A 19,138-nucleotide genomic window follows, 5' to 3' on the forward strand; every position below is an offset into this window, starting at 1 on the left:
CTCACAGCGTCTCGGACTGCGCCTCGTACCCGTCGCCGCCGTCGTACCCGTTGCCGTCCGGGCCGTATTCATCATCGGACCCCATGAATTCCCGGGTGCTCACGCGGTTCACGTTGCGGGCGTCGTCCACGGCGTACTGCAGCTGCTTGCGCACGTCGAAGCCGTGAATGATGTTCTTGAGCACGATGCGCCCGCCGCTGGACTGGTCGCGCGCATCGATGACGATGGTGCTCAGGCCGAACAGCCGCTGGAGCAGCGTACGCTCTATCGTGATGTCCACGATGCGGAACAGCTTGGTGGTGTCGAAGGTCTGGCGCAGGACGCCGGTCTTCACGTCGAGCTCGTCGGCGGTCAGCGTGTAGGTGGTGAAGGTGAAGGGGGTGCGGCACCAGTTGCGCTTGCGCTGGGTCCAGATCACGTCGCCGTCTGCCATGTTCGATCCCATGAGGCCTCCTCGATCGGCTTGGATGGTTACGGTCCATTGTAGTTCCCGGCTCACCACGGTTCACCTTGGCTCGCGCAGTTCACACGATGAATTCGCGATCATCGTGTGAACCGGCAATATGTGCATATGAACATGGGGCATGCCCGGAATTCCGCCGTTATGGAAGACCGGCATGTTCGGTTTTGTGAGATTTTCCGGTTCACAAGATTTTCCGAAGTTCATCGTGTGAACCGGAAATCAGGTCGTCGATCCACTGCGCCACGCCGTCGTCGTCATTTGAGGGGCAGATCTCGTCGGCGACCTTGAACACCTCCGGATTGGCGTTGGCCACGGCCACGCCGAGACCCGCCGTGCGCATCATGGGGATGTCGATGAGGTCGTCGCCGAACGCCGCCGCCTGCGCCATGGGAATGCCCAGTCGGTCGCACACGAGCCCGAGCGAATGCGCCTTGTTCGCGAGCGGATTCATGAGCATCCACATCACGCCTTCAGAGATGCTTACCGCGAAATCGTCGGGGATCAACGCACGCAGTTCCTCCCACCGGTCACGCTCCGGGAACAGGATCAGCTTGTCGCAGGTTCCCGCGGGCACCGGCGCCGGAGCGCCAAACGCATGCCGCCCGGCGCCTTCGGGCGTATCCTGGCAGGGGCAGGCTTCGTCAGACCGTTCCTCCGTTGCGCCGCCCGCTGTGCCGTCGGTGCCGGCGAAGCGGAAGTCGGTGTAGCGCCAGGTCTGGGTCTTCCAGAAGACGCTGACGTCGAAGTTGGTGTAGCGCACGTCGTTCATGACGATGCCGCACTTGAGCCCGGGCATGCGTTCGGTGAGCATGCGGCACACCTCGCAGGCGCGCCGGGCGTCGAAGCCGATGCCGACGAGACTGCCGTCGCCGGAGATGTCCCCGCGGGTCAGGGATTCGTAAGTGGAGTTGAGCGGGTCGAAGTCGATGAGAGCACCGTTGAGGTACACGCAGGCGTCCACGGGCATGCGCTGCACGATGGCGAGTCCGGTGCTCACAGGACGCGCGGTGGACACGACGATCTTCAGGCCGGCGTCATGGGCGCGGCGGACGGCGTCGATGGCCCGTTGGCTGAGGAACCGTCCCTCGAACGTGTCCGCCCCGTGCAGCAGCGTGCCGTCCAGATCGAGGGCGAGCAGACGGATGCCGGCATGCTCGGCTGCATGGCCTTGACCTTGCCGTTGCGTCGATTGGCCGCAGACGAGTCCAGCTGCAGCCTCGGATGCGGTCGTAGAGGCGGCTTCGGGTACGGCCTCAGGCGCCGCCCCGTTCGCAGCGACGTGTGCCGTGCCGTTCGCGATGGGTTCCATTCCGATCCTGTCCCTTCTTCCCCTTCTCTGACATTGCCGATGCCGGCTCCGGCTCCCCGGCTTCCGCCGGCGGCATGCGCACGGTGCGATGCGGCGATCGGCATGAAAATGGGCTCATGACCGACCACGGCCATGAGCCCGAAGCGCTGATGTTGCCCGTGCCTGCGGGCGTTCAGCCGAATCAGATGAGGCTGAACTTGGTGAGCAGACCGAGGGCGATGATGACCGCCACCCAGATGAGTGCCACGATGACGGTGAGACGGTTGAGGTTCTTCTCGGCCACGCCGGAGGATCCGGCGTTCTGGGTCAGGCCACCGCCGAACATGTCCGACAGGCCGCCGCCCTTGCCCTTGTGCATGAGGATGAGCAGGGTGAGCAGCAGGGATGCGATGACGACGATGACCTCGAGTGCGATCTTGACAGCAACCAATGTGACCTCCACGGTATTGAACTCTGACATATCTTACCCCATCCCGGGGAGGAATGCACCAAACGACGCATAAAACGGCAGGAAATCCGACGGAAAACTTGTGCCGAGCCGGACTGCAGCGCGGACTTTCAGTGCAGGACGCAGACGCGTGGAACGACGTTCAGAACGAGCGCACGCTTTTGGCGGCGAGCCGGCAGATCTTCGCGTATTCGTCTGCGTCCAGCGCGGCGCCGCCGACGAGGAACCCGTCCACGTCCGCGCCTTCGATGAGCTGTGAGGCATTGCGCGAGGTGACCGACCCGCCGTAGAGGATGCGCATGGTGTTGGCCACGCGCGGGCCGAACTGTTCGCGGATGCTGCTACGGATGGCGTGCGCCGCCTGCTGGGCGGAGTCGGGGGTGGCGACCATGCCGGTGCCGATGGCCCACACGGGTTCGTAGGCGACGATGAGTTTGGCGGTGTCCTCGTCCGACAGGTCTCGCGTGACATCACGTACCTGTCCGACGGCGAATTCGAGCTCGATGCCCTGCCGGCGTTCCTCGAAGCTCTCCCCCACGCACAGGATCGGCTGCATGCCGGCGGCGAGCACCGCGCGCACCTGATCGACGATGTTCGCATCGTCCTCGGGATGGTATTTGCGGCGTTCGGAATGCCCCACAATCACGTACGAGCAGCCCAGCGCGCTGAGCATATCCGCGGAGACATCTCCGGTGAACGCGCCCTGCGAGGTGACGGAGACGGCCTGCGCACCGTAGCGGATCTTGAGATCGTCCGCCTCGACGAGCACCTGCACGCTGCGCAGCGCGGTGAACGCGGGCATGAGCGCCACTTCGCAGCGTCGGAAATCGAAATGCGCATCACGCAGGAGCCATGCCAGCTTCTGCACGAAGTACGTGGCCTCGAGATGGTCGAAGTTCATCTTCCAATTGCCCGCCACCAGCGGAATGCGTGACGCCATGATGCCCTTCCTGCGAGTCGTGGTCTGCCGTGTCTGCCGTATGATCGCCATGCGCATACCGGCGAATCAAGAGGGGTAGACCGGCACCCGTCACCGGATGGCCGTCTACCCCTTGTTGCGTATGCGCGCGAAGACTACTCGAGCACCTTCAGGCCCGGGAGCTCCTTGCCCTCGAGGAATTCGAGGGAGGCGCCGCCACCGGTGGAGATGTGCGAGAAGCCATCCTCCGGGAAGCCGAGGTTGCGCACGGCGGACGCGGAGTCGCCGCCGCCGACGATGGTGAAGGCGCCGGCCTTGGTGGCGTCCACCAGACCCTGAGCCACCGCCTTGGTGCCGGCAGCGAACTCGGGAACCTCGAACACGCCCATCGGGCCGTTCCACACGACGGTCTTGGAATCGACGATCTTGTCGTGGAACAGCTTCTGGGAGTCGGGGCCGATGTCCAGACCCATCTTGTCGGCCGGGATGGCGTCGGCCGGAACGACCTCCGGGCTGACCGGGGTGTCGCCCGCCGGGAAGCCGGCGTTCACGACGATGTCGGTGGGCAGCACGAGTTCGACGCCGTTCTTCTCGGCGGTCTCGATGTAGCCCTTGACCTTGTCGAGCTGGTCCTCCTCGAGCAGGGAGGTGCCGACCTCGTAGCCCTTGGCCTTGAGGAAGGTGAAGACCATGCCGCCGCCGATGACCAGACGGTTGGCCTTGTCGAGCAGGTTCTCGATGACGCCGAGCTTGTCGGAGACCTTGGAGCCGCCGAGCACGACGGTGAACGGACGATCCGGGTTCTCGGTGGCCTTGGAGAGGGCCTTGACTTCCTTCTCGACCAGCAGGCCTGCGGCGGCCGGCAGATCGGCGGCCACGTCGTAGTTGGAGCCCTGGGCGCGGTGGACCACGCCGAAGCCGTCGGAGACGAAGACCTCGCCGAGGGCGGCGATCTTCTTGGCGTACGGGGCGCGCACGGCCTCGTCCTTGCTGGTCTCCTCCGGGTTGAAGCGCACGTTCTGGAGCAGCACCACGTCGCTGTCGTTCATTGCGGCGACCTTGGCCTGAGCGTCCTCGCCGTAGGTGTCCGCGGCCAGCGGCACGTCAACGCCGAGCAGCTCGCCGAGGCGCTTGGCGACCGGGGCCAGGGACAGCTCGGGGACGACCTTGCCCTTCGGGCGGCCGAGGTGGGCCATCAGAATGACCTTGGCGCCCTCTTCGCGCAGGGCCTTGATGGTGGGCAGGGCGGCCTTGATGCGGCCGTCGTCGGTGATCTCCTCGCCCTTCAGCGGGACGTTGAAATCGGCGCGGACCAGCACGCGCTTGCCCTTGAGATCTCCAAGATCCTTGAGTGTCTTCATGTGTATCCTTTCCTAACTGCGGTATGCAGGGAATGGGCTTGTTGCCAATTCGCATATTACAGGCCGTAACGAACAAACCCCGCCATTTGGACGGGGTTCGGTCACGTGTTTCACGCAGCCCTGCATGCGGCTTCTGGCATGTGCCGGATGGCTGCTACCGGGCTGTCAGGCGTTCTGCTGGGCGCGTTGCTTCTCCACCTTGGCGGAGAGCTGGAGCAGGCGACGGATGCGGCCGGCGATGGCGTCCTTGGTGACGGGCGGATCGGCGAGACGGCCGAGCTCCTCGAGACTTGCGTCGCGGTGGTCGAGGCGCAGCTGGCCGGCGGCACGCAGGTTCTCGGGAATGTCGTCGCCGAGGATCTCGAATGCCTTGATGACTTTTTCGCTGGCTTCCACGGCGGCCTTGGCGCTGCGGCGCATGTTCGCGTCGTCGAAGTTGGCGAGGCGGTTTGCCTTGCCGCGGGATTCGCCGTCGGAGCGCTTGCCGCTCCACTGGCGGGATGACTGCGTGGCGCCGAGCAGCAGAAGCATACGTTCGATGGCGTCCGGGTCGCGCAGGGTGACGCGCTCGGAGCTGCGTACCTGACGGGCCTTGACGTTGACGCCCAGACGGCGGGCAGTGCCCACGAGTGCAAGAGCTGCCTCCTGACCGGGGCAGACGATTTCCAGATAGCTTGCCTTGCCCGGGTCGGACAGTTCGCCATGCGCCAGGAACGCGCCGCGCCACGCTGCCTTGATCTGTGCGATGTTGCCGCTGACGACGTCCGCCGGCAGGCCGCGCACCGGGCGCTTGCGACGGTCGAGCAGACCGGTCTGCAGGGCGAGTGCGCCGCCCGCGCGCAGCACGCGCACCGAGTAACGCTGAACCGTGCCGGTCGGGGTCTGGCGGGAGACCTCGATCAGGTCGGAATCATGGCCGAACACGTCCTTGATCGCATCCTGCAGCCACTTGGCGGCATCCAACGAATCGAACTGGGCCTCGACGACGATGTGGTTCTGGATCAGGTGAAGTCCGCCGCCGAAACGGATCATCGCGGCGGCCTGAGCCTTCTTCGCTGCAGGCAGTTCGTTGTCGATAGCGGCAAGTTCGCTTTTGACGTCATCGAGCAGTGCCAAGGGCCAGCCTCCTACAACTGTTTTTCTCTTCTATTGATGTGACTGCACGACCGACCCGCATTCGGGTTTCCGCGCAGTCACCGAAGTTCCGTGATACCGAATCGCTTGGACAAGCGAGGTGCCTGAGGTCCGGTTTTTCGGGCAGATGTTCATATGCTGAACGGTTGGCCGTCCTCTGGGCGATGCCTGACGTCAAACGTTTTGCTTGTGGCGGTGGAGCTCACGGGCGGATACGGTCACGTTGAGACCGTGGGAGCGCAAGCGGGAGGCCAGCTCCTCGCTCATGGCCACGGAGCGATGCTGTCCGCCGGTGCAGCCGACGGCGATGGTCACGAAGTGCTTGTCCTCGCGCGCATAGCCCTTGATGGCCGTGAGGATCGCCTGCTCGTAGGAGTCAAGGAACGGTTTCGCGCCCTCGCTGGCGAGCACGTAGTCGCTCACGGGCTTGTCCAGTCCGGTGAGTTCCCTGAGCTGCGGCACCCAGAACGGGTTGGGCAGGAACCGCACGTCGGCCACGAAATCGGCGTCCAGCGGAATGCCGTATTTGAAGCCGAAGCTGAAGATGTGCACGGCCACAGTACTCGGACCTGTGCCAAGCAGCCCTTCGTACAGCTTGGTGGACAGCTGGTGGATGGACAGGTTCGACGTGTCGATGACGATGTCCGCCCGCTCCTTGAGGTTGGCGAGCAGCGTGCGTTCCTCGTTGATGCCGTCGATCAGCCTGCCGCCGCGCTGCAGCGGGTGGGGGCGACGGACGGACTCGTAGCGCTTGACGAGCACCTCGTCGCTCGCGTCCAGGAATAGGATGCGGGTCTTGACGCCTAGGTCGTCCAGATGGCTGAGCACTTGGGACAGGTCGTCGAAGTACGAACGGGAGCGTACGTCGATCACGGCGGCGAGCTTGTGGATCTTCGAGGCGGAGTTCGTCATCATGTCCACGAGGGGCACGAGCAGCTTGGGCGGCAGGTTGTCCACCACGTACCAGCCCATGTCCTCCACGCTGTCCGCCGCGTGGGAACGCCCCGCACCGGACATGCCGGTGATGAGCAGCACCTCGAAGTCGTTGGCCGGCTCCGGGCTGTTGGGATTCGTGTCCGGATTCATGTCCTGAGCCATCAGAGCACCTCCTGAAGCGCCTTACGCATCGCGATCTCCACGTGGTCATCATCCACGGTCATGTTCTGCAGTCTGTTGTCCGCGTCGCTGGGCGGATCCCCGTCCCAGACCCCGGTCATGAGCAACACCTGAATGAGGGCCTGATAGAGCAGCATCTCCTCGCCGCCTATGGCCAGTCCTCCCCTGTTGCGCCAAGCCGTCATGAGGGCGCTGGGGCGGGGGTCGTAGACCACGTCGAGCAGCCGAGCGTCCGACGCTGGCCGGATATTGCTTGCGGCGGACGCCAGCAGCTCAGCCAGCGGGTCGGCGGCACGGCCGGGAATCGTGCTGACGACGACCGCAGATCCGGCGAAGGCCTGCAGCAGGGCGTCGCCATCGTCGAGAGCGATGACATCCAGAGCGTCCCGACGCCGGAGGAACTTCTCGACCAGCGGTTTGAGCGCCGGATTCCTGTCCGGATGGCGGGCCGCCACGGTGATGTGTCCGATTTCCGGCATCATGGTGCATGCGGCCACCGCGGACGATGCCGTATTCCCGTTGCCGATCACCAGCGCCCTGCCATCCCGGTTCCCCTCCGCGTGGATGCCGGCAGTGCGCGTGGCATGGTCGAAGGCAAGCTGGATACCCACTACGTCGGTGTTGTATAGGCGAATGCGGGGCTTGGCACCGTCCGCGATCGTGCCGCGCGCGTTCCCCCAGTCGAAGACCGCGGTGTTGGCCACCTTGAGTTCGCGTGCCCACAGGTTCGATGGCGTGCCATATGGCTGGATGGTCTTCTTGAGCGGCATGGTCAGGCTCAGGCCCGCCCATGAGGGGTCGAGTCCACGAAGGAAGCCGTCAAGACCTTCCTCGCCCACCTCATGACGGTCATAGAGCCAGTCGTCAAGCCCGAGCGCCCGGTATGCGGCGTTGTGCAGCACCGGCGACAGCGAATGCTCGATAGGCTTGCCGAGCACCGCGCAGCGATGATTGACCTGGGTCATAACCCTCCTTGTTCGCTCCTTCATCCTATTGTACTGTCGGTCTCGCTGTGTGATTCCTGCGGAATCTCAGCGTGCGTCAGGAAATTTTCGACCAAGGCGATCATGGTGTCCTTCTCGCCCGGATCTGACAGGGCGATCATGAGCGTCATGGCGGCGAGGGCGTTGCCTTCCACCAAGAACGTCTCGTCACGGCGCAGCGCTTGTTGCCGTCGGAGAACGGGTGATCCTTGACGATCTGATACAGCAGGTTCGCGGCCTTCTCCTGCACGGAACGGTACAATTCCTGCCCGGCAAAGGTCTGATACAGGCCGTTGACGATGCCCTCGAAGGCACCGTTGCGCTCGCGTCCGAACAGGTCGGAACGTCCATAGAACGGCAACGAACGCACGAACGCCGAAGCGTCCTCATAGGTGAGCCTCCAGTGAGACTCCTGCCCCTTGGGCGTCGGCACGCTGCCGGTATCGTAGTCGTTCAGAAGCTCAAGACTGGGCAGATACCGTTCGAGGATCTGTGCCGTGCCCGCAATCTCGGGCTCGTCGGAACGAGCAAGCACCTGGACCACGGTCCGCAGGGATTCGAGGCGCTTGCGGTTGATGGTGTAGCCGGCCATGAGGTGTTGCTTGAGAACGGAGTTCGCCCATCTGCGGAAGTAGACGCCTTCCTTGGACTTGACCCGGTATCCGACCGAGAGAATCATGTCGAGGTTGTAGTGCTCGACCTGACGTTCTACGGTCCTGCCGCCTTCCGATTGAACTAGTGCAAAAAGTGCACCAGTTGGAATTCCTTGCAATTCCTCGTTTCTTGCGGATTTGATGTGACGTCGGATGGTTGTCACGTCACGTCCAAAGAGTGTGGCCATCTGTTGTTGAGTGAGCCATACCGTCTCCTCGTCTACCTTAACGTCCAAGTGAACGGTGTGGTCCGAGCTCTCGTAGAGGGCGATTGATCTGAGCTCGTCGTTGGTCATGGTTGTTCCCCTTCTGATCGTGTGGTCACGGGAGCCGGCGCGACCGTGCCTCCCATTCCTCGCCGGTTGCGCCGCCTTCCGTATGATTACAGTGTAGCATGATATACGAACAAAAGTTCGACAAACATATGTTCGAACTGTTTCGGCGTGTCAGAGAGCCGTTCATTCATTGGGGAATGATGCATAGCTCGGAATATATCGGTCGTAATTGTCCGATCGACAACAAACCACACCGGGGACTGTTGGCACAAGCACCTCCACAAGTCATCCTCAAGGATGAGAGAGCACCGCCGCTTGGATCGCTATCATCCCAACGCACTATGCCAAGCGCGACCGCGTATTCGTGGTCTTCGTAATTGAACTATGACGCGGTTCCGGGGCAAGGCATTCCTCGTCTTCAGACCCGCTTTCTTGAAAGGTGAGCCATGCCATCTATATCGGCAATCAATCTTTCGGTGGGGTACAAAGGTTCCCCGATCGTCAGCGGCATCAACCTGCAGCTAAGAACGGGCAGGATCATCTGTCTGCTCGGGCCGAACGGCGCGGGCAAGACCACGTTGATGAAGACGCTGCTCGGGCGGATAAGGCCCGTGGGCGGGCACGTCACCTATACCCGGACGGGTATCGATGAGATGGCCGCGGCGATAGACCATCCGAGCTACTTCCCCTACCTGAGCGGCAGACAGAACGTCCAGGTGGCCTCGGCGTTCTGGGAGCTGGACGTGGACCCGGAGTCGGCGTTGAACGGTGTGGGCATCGCCCGTGCGGCGCAGGGGCGGAAGGCGAAGGACTACTCGACGGGCATGAAGGAGCGTCTGGAGCTGTGCCTCGCCATGCTGCCGCATCCGAGGTTCCTGTTCCTCGACGAGCCGCAGAACGGTCTGGACGCCGACGGCATGATCTCCCTGACCGCAACGCTGCGCGCCTATCGGGATGCGGGGAACTGCGTGGTGATTTCCACGCATCTGCTCCACGAGATCCAGGGGGTCCCGGACGAATGCATTGTGATCCGCCATGGCCGGGCCGAGCAGATCACGGACCTGACCGGGATGAACATCGCGGATCTGTATCACGGGAGGTAGAGTCTTGAACGCCGTTTCCCCTGTCCGCGCGCTGGTCATGTATTACTGGAGTGCATGGTATTTCCTCGCCGCGGTGCTCGGGTCCATTGCGTCCCTCCTGATGGGCTCGTGGATTTCCAGCGAGGCGAACGGAACCCCGATCACCGGAGGGTACAGCTTCCTGTTCACCGGCACCCAGCCGCTGATCTGTCTGGCACTGCTCTATGCGTGCGATGCCAGGGTCGCGAAGGCACACTATGGGGGCCTGCCCCGACAGGTGTACTTCGCGTGGAGGCCATGCTCGCTCAGAACCGTATTCCGGGTGCTGGTCCTGATCGTCGTGAACCTGCTGGGCGTCCTTGGCTTCGACGTCATCATGATCCTGACGGGCGCCGCAATGCACCCGCACCTAGCCGTCGTCCTGTGCTTCGTCGTATTGCAAAGCCTGCTGATCGCGCTGGCCTACTCGATCATCGAGATCGCCGTCAATCCCACGGCCGCCGGAATCGTCTCGGGCGTCTTCTTCTATGTGTGGATCCTGTTGCCGGGCGATCTTCCCGACTATGCGGCGCCCTACGTCGCGAACGCCCTGCGGGCCGTCGGATTGAACCTGAACGGCACCATGGCCCCGCCGGCGGCAACGATAAGCCGGTTGCCCGGCGACCCCGTGATGCTCGTCCCGATCGTGGCGCTCGTTGTCGTCTACGTCCTGCTGAGCCGGTTCCGTTGCAAAGGAGTGGAAAGGAAATGAAGTATCTGTCGTATATCGAGCGGGTGGCGTTGGTCCGCTGGTCGACGCTCGCCTTCATGGCCGCGCTGGTTCTGCCGCTGCTCTTCCTGCGCTACGGCAACACGATCGCGGTGGCGCAGTCGGCGCTGTCGATCATGCTTCCCATCGCCACGGCCGGTCTTATCTTCTCCCATGCGCGGGTGTCCTCCTCGTATCGTGCCTTCAGCATCCACGATCGGCTCCTGCTCCGTTTCAGCCTGAAATCGCTATCGCTCGGCGTCGCGGTCAACGTCTGCCTGACCCTGCTGTACGGGCTTGCCATCGGATTCGTCGTCAATGAGCCGCTGTCCCTGCATGCGGCTCTGATGATGGCATTCGCCGCCGTCGTGCTTTCCCTCGCATGCTTCGTCCTGCGACTGTGGGCCAACGACCTCGCCGCCTGGAGCGTCGTCATCTTCCTCATCGTCGTCGGCCTTCCGATCGGCTCCGGCATGTTCGAGGACTCGCCGATCCTGCACACCGTCATACCAACCACATGGATGCTGAACGGGGTGAGATACGCCGCCTACGTGATCCCGGTCGGCGTCGCCATCGCCGCGGCAAGCGCATGGCTGCTGCGCAAGGCGGTCGTGTCTGGCACTGGGGTACTGAGCCATGAATGATGATTGATCATCGATCATGATGCCATGTGGTGCGCCTATAGCATCCTGCAACGGTCGAAATCCGCCCCGAAACGCAAGATAGCAAGGGAACGTCGGAAAGAAAGCCGGTATCGTGGGACCTTGTCGATGCACAGCTCATTGTCCCGCACCGAAGCCGCTATGCCGTTCGTGGCTATTCACGAGATCGTCCGCGAGGCCGACAAAACACAATCCGACACGGGACCGATGCGAAGGGGGATATCATGCCGTTGCAACTGGTCCGTCAGGACATCACCCGCATGCATGTGGACGCGATCGTGAATGCGGCGAACACGCGGCTGCTCATGGGAGGCGGGGTGTGCGGCGCGATTTTCCGGGCGGCGGGCGCGCGGCGGATGCAGGAGGCCTGCGACCGCCTCTCCCCCATCCGCACGGGCGATGCCGTCGAGACGCCGGGCTTCGATCTGCCGGCGCGATACGTGATTCACACCGCCGGCCCGGTCTGGCAAGGAGGAGAACACGGCGAGGAGAATCAGCTGCGCGCCTGCTACCGCAATGCGCTGGCGCTGGCCCTGCAGCTCAATTGCACGAGCATCGCGTTTCCGCTGATTTCCGGCGGCATCTACGGCTATCCGAAGTCGGATGCGCTGCGTGTGGCCGTCGACGAGATCCGCCGGTTCCTCGACGGTCCGCTGCCGAATCACGGCGGGTCTTGGTCTGACAGTGACGGGCTACGGCCCGGCCATGGCAGCGCGGACGGTGCCGCGGTCGGTCGGTCGACTTCCGGCGACGACCCCCGGGAAGCTCAGGAACCTCGGGAACGCGACGATCTGGATGTGTATCTGTGCGTGTTCGACCGATCCGCCTTCGCCCTCGCCACGGAACTCGACCGGCGCGTCGAGGCGTACATCGACGACCATTACGCGGCCGGGCACGAAGACCGTTCGCGTGACCTCGAACGCGAGTTGCGCGGCTTCGAAGCCGTGGACGGAGCGGGCACCGAGTTCGCCGCCGTTCCGGTCGTCACGGCAGGTCCAGCCGGCGCCGCAGCCCCGACCGCAGCGGGCTCGCCGGCCGCACCGCAGTCGCGCCGATATGCCGAAGACGACGTACTCGCGGATCTGGACGAGCCGTTCAACGTCATCCTTCTGCGACTGATCGACGCTAGGGGGTTCGACGACGTGGCAGTGTACAAGCGCGCCAACATCAGCCGCAAGCTGTTCTCGAAGATACGCTGCGGCAACGGGTACATGCCCGGCAAGAAAACCGTGCTGGCGCTGGCGATCGCCCTCCGACTGGACATCGACGAGACCGGCGACCTGCTGGCGTGCGCCGGCTATGCGCTGTCCCGCAGCGTGAAGTTCGACGTGATCGTCGAATTCTTCATCGTCCACGGCATCTACGACGTGTTCACCATCAACGAGACCCTGTTCCGTTACGATCAGCCGCTTCTCGGCCAGTGATCGCGGCGGCTCCCTAAGCCCGTCGGACCGGCGTACGGAATGTCGCCCGCAAAGCGACCACCGGCCGTTCCGATGCTGCCATGCTGATGATCGTCACCGGCAAACCCGCCGGCGACGGACCGGAAAGGATAACGACATGGCAATGCACGGAATGACAAACCACGCAGGCACAGCACACAAGGGCACATCGGATCGGGGACTCACGCAACTGGTATTCATCGTGGACCGCAGCGGTTCGATGGCAGGTCTCGAATCGGACACCATCGGCGGGTTCAACGGCATGCTCGCCAAGCAGCGTGCCATTCCCGGCGAATGCAGAGTCACCACCGTCCTGTTCAGCGACAGGGCGGAGACGCTGCATGACCACGTCGACCTGCGCAAGGTGCATGATCTGACCGGCCGCGACTACCGGGCGGGCGGAAGCACGGCACTGCTCGATGCCGTCGGTTCCGCGATCGCGCAGACGGTTCGCATGCAGCGGCATGCCGATGCGGCGTCCCGGGCGGATCACGTGCTGTTCGTGATCATCACCGACGGGTACGAGAATGCGAGCCGGAGGTATTCGTGGGCGCAGGTCAGGCACATGATCTCCTACGAACGCGAACGCTATCAGTGGGAATTCGTATTCCTGGGAGCCAACATCGATGCGACCCGGACCGCGGACGACTTCGGCATCGCGCCGGAATGCGCCGCAGACTTCCATGCGGACGGGCAGGGCGTTCGTGCCTCGTTCGCCGCCGTATCGTCCGTTGCCGCGTCCATACGAGTCTCCGCCGGGTTCTCCGGAGCGCATGCGGCGGAAGCGTTGCATTCCCTCCGCGAGGACTACAGGTCGCGTGCGGGGCACTGAATTCGACCGTCACGGGATCTGCGACGTTACCGGTGAAGCTACGGGACGCATAGGCCGCCGCGCGCCCGCGACACGGCTATGCAGATCGCGGCGCGGGCGAAAGCTACGCGCGCACGGTTCCGTTGCCTGCCGCTGCGTCCGTGGCGCCCGCCGATGCCGTTGCATCTTGCGCATGGAGGGCGTCGTAGATGGCCTTGGCCTTTGCTTCGCCGACGCCCTTGACCTGCATGAGGTCCTCCACGCTCGCCTCACGCATGGCACGCACCGAGCCGAAATGCCTGAGCAGGCGTTTCTGGTAGGCTTCGCCCACGCCGGGAATCCCGTCCAACGCGGAACGAAGGGCTCCCTTGCGCCGGGTCTGACGGTGGTAGGTGATGGCGAACCGGTGGGATTCGTCGCGCACGCGCTGCAGCAGATACATGCCTTCGGACTGGCGTTTGAGGATGATCGGGTAGTCGTCGTCCGGCACCCAGACCTCCTCGAGGCGTTTGGCGAGGCCGCAGAGGGCCACGTCGTCCACGCCGCAGTCCTCGAGCGCCTTGGCAGCGGCCATCACCTGCGGCTTGCCGCCGTCGACCACGATGAGGTTCGGCTTGTAGGCGAAGCGGTGGCGGTCCGTGTTCTGCTGCACGACCGGCTCTACGCTCTCCCCCGCGGCGGAAGCGACGGTGGTCGCCCCCGGCTGTTCGGACTGTTCAGCCTGTTCGACCCGTTCCGCCCGCCGTTCGTTGTCCATGCTTTCGCCCGTGTCTCCGGCGATGTTACCGTGCCGGAATCGTCGGGTGAGCGTCTCGTACAGGGCACTCAGATCGTCGAGCGCGCCCTGACCGTCCTTGCCGCGGATGGCGAAGCGCCGGTATTCGCTGCGTTTGGCGATGGCGTCCTCGAACACCACCATGGAGGCGACCTGGAATGCGCCGCCCACGGTGTTGGAAATGTCGTAGCATTCGATGCGGAGCGGCGCCTGGGCGAGGCCCAACGCCTTGGCTACGTCGTTCATGGCGGCGGTACGTGCGCCCATGTCACTGATGCGGCTCATCTTGGCCCGTTGCAGCGCCTGGTTGGCGTTGTCCGTGGCACGGTCCATGAGCGTCTTCTTCTCGCCGCGGCTGGCCACACGAATGGTGACGGCGGCGCCGCGCAGCCCGGACAGCCATTCCTCGAGCTCTTCGCGGCGCGCGGGCTCGACGGGCACGATGACCTCGCGCGGTACGGGAGCGATGGGAGCGAGCAGGTCGGCGCGTCCGGTCTGCTCCTGTCGCTCGTGCCGTTCGCGCGTGGCCTGCGCGCGGGCCGTGGCGTCCACGGCGGTCAGGCTCTGCGTGGATCCGATCGCATCCCGCTGCTCACGGATGGCGGTGGAGACGTCGTCGAACCGCGTTTCGTCTCGCCGGGTCGTACCGTCGGCGTCCGCATACACCTGCACGATGAGGTCCGCGATGAGTTCGGCGTCGGTCACATCCTCCACGCGATCCACGCTCCAGTTGCGTTCGCCGCGGATCGATCCGTCGCGCACGAAGAACGCATGCACGGAGGCCTCCAGCTCATCGGAGGCGAGGCCGAACACATCGGCGTCCACGTCCTGGTCGAACACGACCGCGTTCTGCTGCATGACGGTCTGCAGCATCTGGATTTCATCACGCAGGCGGGCCGCCTTCTCGAATTCGAGTTCGGCGCTGGCGGCCTTCATGTCCCGCGTGAGCTGTGCCACGTAGGATTTGCCGAGTCTGCCGGTCATCACGCCTACGAGCCGCTCGCACATGCGCCGGTGCTCGGCGGGGTCGATGCGGTTCACGCAGGGCGCCGAGCATTTGCCGATCGAGGCGAACAGGCACGGCCGTCCGGTCACCTGTGCCTTGTGGAATACGGACTGGGTGCAGGTGCGCACGGGAAAGGTGCGCAGCAGCTTGTCCAGCGACTGTCTGAGCTCCCAGACCTTCGCGTACGGGCCGAAGTACCGGGTGTCGCGGCGCTTGCGGCTGCGGGTCACCCACACACGCGGATAGTCCTCCCCCGCCGAGATGGCCAGATACGGGTAGGTCTTGTCGTCGCGGAACTGCACGTTGAACCGGGGGTCGAACTCCTTGATCCATGTGTATTCGAGGGTGAGCGCCTCCAGTTCGGTGCCGACCACGGTCCATTCGAGGCTGCGGGCGGTGAGCACCATGGTCTGCGTGCGCGGGTGCAGCAGGTAGAGCGGCTGGAAGTAATTCGTCAGCCGGTTGCGCAGGCTTTTGGCCTTGCCTACGTAGATTACGCGCCCATCGCCATCACGCCACTTGTAGACGCCGGGCAGCGCCGGGATGTCGCCGGTCTTGGGGCGGAACAGGTCGCGCGAGTCGCCGAGCAGCGGGGCGCCGTTCCGGTTCACGGCCCTGCCGACGGATCGGTCGGAGTCGGCGGTTTCGTCATCGGGCGCAGTCCCCGCCGCCACGGTTGCCTCATCGAGCGCGTCGGACGCATCGATCCCTGCGGCCGCCTTCCGCAGCCCCTCGGCGGTTTTGCGCCATGTTTCCGGAGCGTGGCGTTCGAGCATACCGGCGTTCATGGTCACCTCGATTCCCTATGGGTTCACGCGTTACGTTGCTGGATCGTCCGTCGCCGCCTTCCGTCATTACTGTCCGTCTGGCGATGCGGCATGTCAGACGAGCATGGGCTTCAGGAATTTGCCCGTCCAGGATTCGTCGCATTCGGCCACCTGCTCGGGCGTGCCCTCGGTGACGATCGTGCCGCCGCCGTCCCCGCCTTCCGGGCCGAGGTCGATGAGCCAGTCGGCGGTCTTGATCACGTCGAGGTTGTGTTCGATCACGATCACCGTGTTGCCTTTGTCCACGAGCCCTTCAAGCACCTTGAGCAGCTTGTTCACATCCTCGAAGTGCAGGCCGGTGGTCGGCTCGTCGAGAATGTACACGGTCTTGCCGTCGGAGCGTCGCTGCAGTTCGGTGGCGAGCTTGACGCGTTGCGATTCGCCGCCGGAGAGCGTGGGCGCGGGCTGGCCGAGACGGATGTAGCCGAGTCCCACGTCCACTAGGGTCTTGAGATAGCGGGAGATGGCCGGATATGCCTTGAAGAAGTCCGCCGCCTCCTCGATGGGCATGTCGAGGATGTCGGAGACGGTCTTGCCGTTGTACTTCACTTCAAGCGTTTCGCGGTTGTAGCGCTTGCCGTGGCAGGTTTCGCAGTCCACGTACACATCGGGCAGGAAATTCATCTCGATCTTGATGGTGCCGTCCCCGTGGCACGCCTCGCATCGCCCGCCTTTGACGTTGAACGAAAACCTTCCGGGCCCGTAGCCGCGCACCTGCGCCTCGGGGGTCTTGGCGAACAGGGTGCGGATCTTGTCCCATACGCCGGTGTAGGTGGCGGGGTTGGAGCGCGGGGTGCGGCCGATCGGGTTCTGATCCACGTGGATGACCTTGCGCACCTGATCCACACCCTCCACGCGCGTATGCTTGCCGGGCACGATGCGGGCCCCGTTGAGCCGGTCCGCGAGCACCGGGTAGAGGATGGTGTTGACGAGCGTGGACTTGCCGGAGCCGGAGACGCCGGTGACGACGGTCATCACGCCGAGCGGGAAGTCCACGGTGATGTTTTTCAGGTTGTTCTCCCGTGCGCCCACCACGCGCAGCCGGTGGGTCATGCGTACCTTGCGCCGGTGATCCGGCACGGCGATCCTGCGTCGCCCGGCGATGTAGTCCCCGGTGATGGACCGCGGGGCGTCCACGAGCTTCGCTGCGGGGCCGGAATAGATGACCTCGCCGCCGTGCTCGCCCGCGCCGGGGCCGATGTCCACCACCCAGTCGGCCTTCTCGATGGTCTCCTCGTCATGTTCGACGACGATCAGCGTGTTGCCGAGATCGCGCAGGTGGTGCAGCGTCTCGATGAGTCGCTCGTTGTCCCGCTGGTGCAGGCCGATGGACGGCTCGTCCAGCACGTACATCACGCCCACCAGACCGGAGCCGATCTGCGTAGCGAGTCTGATGCGCTGCGCCTCGCCGCCGGACAGCGTGGCCGCGGCGCGCGAGAGGGTGAGATAGTCGAGGCCGACGTCGTTGAGGAAGCCGAGACGCGCCCGGATCTCCTTGAGCACCTCGCCGGCGATCTTCGCGGCCGATCCCTCCAGTTTCAGCCCGTTGACCCATTCGAGCGCGCGGGATACGGACATGTCGCACACGTCCGCGATGGACCGGCCGTCCACGGTCACGGCGAGCACTTCGGGCTTGAGCCTGCGCCCCTGGCAAGCCTGACACGGCACCTCGCGCATGTACGACTCGTAGTACTCCTTCATGGATTCGGAGTCGGTCTCGTCATGCCGGCGCATGAGCGTGCGGATCACGCCCTCGAAGCCCGTGGAGTATTCGCGCAGACGCCCCCACCGGTTGCGGTACGAGACCTGCACCTCGAAGTCGCGCCCGTACATGATGGCCTTGCGCACGTCCGCGGGCAGGTCCTTCCACGGGGTGTCCATCGAAAAGCCCATGTCCCGCGCCAACCCCTCGAGGATGTGCCCGTAGTACTGGGACGTCATCTTGGTGTTGCCCCACGGTTCGATCACGCCCTGGGCCAGCGACTTCTCCGGATCGGAGATGACGAGCTCCGGGTCGATCTCCAGCTTGAACCCGAGACCGGTGCACACCGGGCAGGCGCCGTAGGGCGCATTGAAGGAGAACGTACGCGGTTCGATCTCGTCGAGTTCCAGCGTGTGCCCGTTCGGGCAGCTGCGGTGCTCGGAGAACGGCCGGCGGCGGTTCGGGGAGTCCTCCGGTTCGTCCACGAAGTCCGCGACGACGCTGCCGTTGGCGAGCTTCAGCGCGGTCTCCACCGAGTCGGTGAGGCGCTGGCGGATGCCGTCCCTGACGACGAGACGGTCCACCACCACTTCGATGGTGTGCTTCTTCTGCTTGGCAAGCTTGATGTCGTCGCCGAGCTGGTGCATTTCGCCGTCGATGAGCGCGCGCGAATAGCCGTCCGAGCGCAGCAGGTCCAGCAGCTCCACGAATTCTCCCTTGCGCCCCTTGGCCACGGGCGCGAGGATCTGGAATCGCGTGCGCTCGGGCATGGCGAGCAAGGCATCCACGATCTGCTGCGGGGTCTGCGAGGCGACCGGCTCCCCACATTCGGGGCAGTGCGGCACGCCGGTGCGCGCGAACAGCAGACGCAGGTAGTCGTAGATCTCGGTGATGGTGCCCACGGTGGAGCGCGGGTTGCGGTTCGTGGTCTTCTGGTCGATGGACACGGCCGGGCTCAGCCCCTCGATGAAGTCCACGTCCGGCTTGTCCATCTGACCCAGAAACTGCCGGGCGTAGGCGGACAGCGATTCCACATACCGGCGCTGTCCCTCGGCGAACAGCGTGTCGAATGCGAGCGACGACTTGCCGGACCCGGACAGCCCGGTGAACACCACCATGCGGTTGCGCGGCACGGCAAGGTCCACATTTTTGAGGTTGTGCTCGCGCGCGCCCTGGATGGTGATCTTGAGATCGTTGGGAATGTGCGATATGTCCGCCACGAGCGAATCACCCACGCGCTTCATGGGTGCCTTCCTGATCTCGCGCGCAAGGAACGAGTCGCTGGTCATCACGCGCTCCACCACCACGTCGCCCTTCCTGCCCGTTCGTCCGCCAGCCACGATTCCTCCCGTCGTCCGTCTCGCTGCCGTATTGCGCGGCCGCTCCGGTTCCCATCCGGCCCGGAACGTCCGAATGCATCAT

17 protein-coding genes are annotated in these 19,138 nt (G+C 64.3%); 5 read left to right on the top strand and 12 right to left on the bottom strand.

Annotated features, from left to right (window positions below; genetic code table 11):
- Position 1: 1 nt before the first annotated feature.
- The 10 genes from AC1AZA_RS01970 to AC1AZA_RS02015 form a co-directional block, all read right to left on the bottom strand.
- A complete protein-coding gene (locus AC1AZA_RS01970) occupies positions 2 to 445 on the bottom strand; it encodes a PH domain-containing protein (RefSeq protein ID WP_476513053.1) in 444 nt (147 codons plus the stop codon).
- Between the two features lie 199 nt (positions 446 to 644).
- The gene (locus AC1AZA_RS01975) at positions 645 to 1,772 is read right to left on the bottom strand and encodes an HAD hydrolase family protein (RefSeq protein ID WP_476513054.1); all 1,128 of its coding nucleotides are present in this window, start codon (positions 1,770 to 1,772) and stop codon (positions 645 to 647) included.
- Positions 1,773 to 1,953: 181 nt separating this feature from the next.
- A complete protein-coding gene (gene secG, locus AC1AZA_RS01980) occupies positions 1,954 to 2,202 on the bottom strand; it encodes a preprotein translocase subunit SecG (protein WP_476513163.1) in 249 nt (82 codons plus the stop codon).
- 160 nt (positions 2,203 to 2,362) lie between these two features.
- Positions 2,363 to 3,160: a triose-phosphate isomerase gene (gene tpiA, locus AC1AZA_RS01985; protein ID WP_476513055.1), complete on the bottom strand. Its 798-nt coding sequence runs from the start codon at positions 3,158 to 3,160 to the stop codon at positions 2,363 to 2,365.
- Between the two features lie 134 nt (positions 3,161 to 3,294).
- Complete coding sequence (locus tag AC1AZA_RS01990; protein WP_476513056.1) at positions 3,295 to 4,500, bottom strand: phosphoglycerate kinase; 1,206 nt, start codon at positions 4,498 to 4,500, stop codon at positions 3,295 to 3,297.
- 165 nt (positions 4,501 to 4,665) lie between these two features.
- Entirely contained in the window at positions 4,666 to 5,616 is a 951-nt protein-coding gene (gene whiA / locus AC1AZA_RS01995; protein WP_476513057.1) for a DNA-binding protein WhiA, read from the bottom strand.
- Between the two features lie 192 nt (positions 5,617 to 5,808).
- Positions 5,809 to 6,732 carry an RNase adapter RapZ gene (gene rapZ, locus AC1AZA_RS02000; RefSeq protein ID WP_476513058.1) on the bottom strand — a complete coding sequence of 308 codons (924 nt, stop codon included), beginning with the start codon at positions 6,730 to 6,732 and terminating at the stop codon, positions 5,809 to 5,811.
- A complete protein-coding gene (locus tag AC1AZA_RS02005; protein ID WP_476513059.1) occupies positions 6,732 to 7,715 on the bottom strand; it encodes a shikimate dehydrogenase family protein in 984 nt (327 codons plus the stop codon). The genes rapZ and AC1AZA_RS02005 overlap by 1 nt, the downstream gene beginning before the upstream one ends.
- Before the next feature lie 20 nt (positions 7,716 to 7,735).
- On the bottom strand, positions 7,736 to 7,864 hold the full coding sequence (locus AC1AZA_RS02010) for a hypothetical protein (protein ID WP_476513060.1): 129 nt from the start codon (positions 7,862 to 7,864) through the stop codon (positions 7,736 to 7,738).
- Positions 7,861 to 8,682, bottom strand: coding sequence for a virulence RhuM family protein/type II toxin-antitoxin system death-on-curing family toxin (locus AC1AZA_RS02015; RefSeq protein WP_476513061.1), 822 nt, complete (start codon positions 8,680 to 8,682; stop codon positions 7,861 to 7,863). The genes AC1AZA_RS02010 and AC1AZA_RS02015 overlap by 4 nt, the downstream gene beginning before the upstream one ends.
- A 455-nt stretch (positions 8,683 to 9,137) precedes the next feature.
- On the opposite strand from AC1AZA_RS02015, the gene AC1AZA_RS02020 reads away from it, so the two are divergent.
- The 5 genes from AC1AZA_RS02020 (at position 9,138) to AC1AZA_RS02040 (ending at position 13,427) form a co-directional block, all read left to right on the top strand.
- Positions 9,138 to 9,764, top strand: a complete 627-nt coding sequence (locus AC1AZA_RS02020; protein WP_476513062.1) for an ATP-binding cassette domain-containing protein — start codon at positions 9,138 to 9,140, stop codon at positions 9,762 to 9,764.
- Between the two features lie 4 nt (positions 9,765 to 9,768).
- Complete coding sequence (locus tag AC1AZA_RS02025) at positions 9,769 to 10,494, top strand: hypothetical protein (protein ID WP_476513063.1); 726 nt, start codon at positions 9,769 to 9,771, stop codon at positions 10,492 to 10,494.
- Entirely contained in the window at positions 10,491 to 11,135 is a 645-nt protein-coding gene (locus AC1AZA_RS02030; RefSeq protein WP_476513064.1) for a cytochrome C oxidase subunit IV, read from the top strand. The genes AC1AZA_RS02025 and AC1AZA_RS02030 overlap by 4 nt, the downstream gene beginning before the upstream one ends.
- A gap of 242 nt (positions 11,136 to 11,377) precedes the next feature.
- A complete protein-coding gene (locus AC1AZA_RS02035) occupies positions 11,378 to 12,577 on the top strand; it encodes a macro domain-containing protein (protein ID WP_476513065.1) in 1,200 nt (399 codons plus the stop codon).
- A gap of 238 nt (positions 12,578 to 12,815) precedes the next feature.
- Positions 12,816 to 13,427, top strand: coding sequence for a vWA domain-containing protein (locus tag AC1AZA_RS02040; protein WP_476513066.1), 612 nt, complete (start codon positions 12,816 to 12,818; stop codon positions 13,425 to 13,427).
- Positions 13,428 to 13,530: 103 nt separating this feature from the next.
- On the opposite strand, the gene uvrC is transcribed toward AC1AZA_RS02040, so the two are convergent.
- On the bottom strand, positions 13,531 to 15,798 hold the full coding sequence (uvrC, locus tag AC1AZA_RS02045; protein ID WP_476513164.1) for an excinuclease ABC subunit UvrC: 2,268 nt from the start codon (positions 15,796 to 15,798) through the stop codon (positions 13,531 to 13,533).
- 270 nt (positions 15,799 to 16,068) lie between these two features.
- The gene (gene uvrA / locus AC1AZA_RS02050) at positions 16,069 to 19,005 is read right to left on the bottom strand and encodes an excinuclease ABC subunit UvrA (protein WP_476513165.1); all 2,937 of its coding nucleotides are present in this window, start codon (positions 19,003 to 19,005) and stop codon (positions 16,069 to 16,071) included.
- Positions 19,006 to 19,138 lie beyond the last annotated feature (133 nt).

This window comes from Bifidobacterium sp. LH_389 (assembly GCF_056357235.1).

Coding starts and splice junctions, on each gene's coding strand:
- AC1AZA_RS01970 (WP_476513053.1), bottom strand. CDS start 445: ATGGGATCGAACATGGCAGACGGCGACGTGATCTGGACCCAGCGCAAG.
- AC1AZA_RS01975 (WP_476513054.1), bottom strand. CDS start 1,772: ATGGAACCCATCGCGAACGGCACGGCACACGTCGCTGCGAACGGGGCG.
- tpiA (WP_476513055.1), bottom strand. CDS start 3,160: ATGGCGTCACGCATTCCGCTGGTGGCGGGCAATTGGAAGATGAACTTC.
- AC1AZA_RS01990 (WP_476513056.1), bottom strand. CDS start 4,500: ATGAAGACACTCAAGGATCTTGGAGATCTCAAGGGCAAGCGCGTGCTG.
- rapZ (WP_476513058.1), bottom strand. CDS start 6,732: ATGGCTCAGGACATGAATCCGGACACGAATCCCAACAGCCCGGAGCCG.
- AC1AZA_RS02005 (WP_476513059.1), bottom strand. CDS start 7,715: ATGACCCAGGTCAATCATCGCTGCGCGGTGCTCGGCAAGCCTATCGAG.
- AC1AZA_RS02010 (WP_476513060.1), bottom strand. CDS start 7,864: ATGACGCTCATGATCGCCCTGTCAGATCCGGGCGAGAAGGACACCATG.
- AC1AZA_RS02015 (WP_476513061.1), bottom strand. CDS start 8,682: ATGACCAACGACGAGCTCAGATCAATCGCCCTCTACGAGAGCTCGGAC.
- AC1AZA_RS02030 (WP_476513064.1), top strand. CDS start 10,491: ATGAAGTATCTGTCGTATATCGAGCGGGTGGCGTTGGTCCGCTGGTCG.
- AC1AZA_RS02035 (WP_476513065.1), top strand. CDS start 11,378: ATGCCGTTGCAACTGGTCCGTCAGGACATCACCCGCATGCATGTGGAC.
- AC1AZA_RS02040 (WP_476513066.1), top strand. CDS start 12,816: ATGGCAGGTCTCGAATCGGACACCATCGGCGGGTTCAACGGCATGCTC.
- uvrA (WP_476513165.1), bottom strand. CDS start 19,005: ATGACCAGCGACTCGTTCCTTGCGCGCGAGATCAGGAAGGCACCCATG.